We start from the raw sequence: 1,450 nt of genomic DNA, 5'->3' as shown, positions 1-1,450 counted from the left end.
CCACTTGCCTGACCAAAGTGGAAATTAGTCTAAAACGGATTTTTATGGTGGAATTAAGTGTGAGACGTTTGAGTTAGAAATGAGGCTCACTATGACAAAACATAAACACCTTACCCTTTCAGACCGTAATGATATCCAATTAGGCTTAGAGCGCAGTGAAACCTTCAAAGCTATTGGACAATCCATTCTAAAAGACCCGACTACTGTTTCTAAAGAAGTCAAACGAAACAGACAAATCCGAGAGTCTACATGCCATAACCTTCCTTGCCCTCTACTCGACAAAGCTCCCTTTGTCTGTAACGGCTGCCCTAAAAGAAGACAAAATTGTGGCTATAAGAAGATTTTCTACCTCGCTAAGCAAGCTCAAAAACAGTACGAACAAACTCTTATCGAAGCTCGTGAAGGAACTCCTCTCAATTCCAAGACCTTCTGGGACATGGACAAAGTCATTTCTGATGGTGTTAAAAAGGGCCAACACATCTATCATATCCTCAAAACTCACAACCTTGATGTCAGCTCCTCAACCGTCTATCGACACATCCGAAAAGGATACCTATCTATCGCTCCTATTGACCTAGCCAGAGCCGTTAAATTCAAAGAAAGACGGAAAAGTAAGCTACCTTCCATCCCTAAAGAAGCTAAAAAAGGCCGTTCCTATGAGGATTTCCAAAATTATTTGGCTCTTAAGCAACTGAACTCTTGGCTGGAAATGGACACCGTTATGGGCAGGATGGGAGGTAAAGTCCTACTCACCTTCAACCTGTCTTTCTGTAACTTTATCTTCGCTAGACTTCTGGATAATAAAACTACCCTTGAGGTTACCAAACACCTCTATGACATCAAGAACACTCTTCACCAAGCGGACAAAGATTTCTTCCAACTCTTCCCTGTCATCCTGACAGATAATGGTGGAGAGTTTGCCAGGGTTGATGACATCGAAATGGATGTGCGAGGAGAGAGTAAACTCTTCTTTTGTGACCCTAATCGCTCTGACCAGAAAGGGAGAATTGAGAAAAATCACACGCTGATTCGCGACATTCTACCTAAGGAAACTTCTTTTGACAACTTAACTCAAGAGGACATCAATCTCGTTTGTTCGCATGTCAACAGTGTCAAACGTGCTGCTTTGAATGGAAAGTCAGCCTATGAACTCTTTGCCTTTACTTACGGAGAAGAGATTCCTAAACTTCTAGGTATTTCTAAAATACCTGCAGAAGACGTCTGTCAGTCGTCTAAATTACTCCAACATAAGTTCTAAAAACTAACCTTTAACCGCATTCAAACGTCTCACACTAACTTCCACCATAGCGGAACTTAATCTGAAACGCTTTCAGATGAGGGGATTTTGTGCGCTCTTTTTTCTATTCATTTTGGCTACAAAAACGATGAAATCAAGTATTAGTAAAACCAGTGGAACTTACCCTGACACGGATTTCCACTGGTTTTTACG

At 41.4% G+C, this 1,450-nt stretch carries 1 protein-coding gene; it reads left to right on the top strand.

The window, feature by feature from the left end; translation table 11 throughout:
* The first annotated feature begins 91 nt into the window (after positions 1-91).
* Positions 92-1,258: an IS30 family transposase gene (locus NMM17_RS09530; RefSeq protein WP_143952561.1), complete on the top strand. Its 1,167-nt coding sequence runs from the start codon at positions 92-94 to the stop codon at positions 1,256-1,258.
* The last annotated feature ends 192 nt before the right edge of the window (positions 1,259-1,450 follow it).

The sequence above is a fragment of the Streptococcus sp. CF7_Ac1-12 genome, from assembly GCF_024295905.1.
Classification (GTDB): domain Bacteria; phylum Bacillota; class Bacilli; order Lactobacillales; family Streptococcaceae; genus Streptococcus; species Streptococcus mitis_AP.
This window is presented reverse-complemented; position numbering and strand designations above follow the sequence as displayed.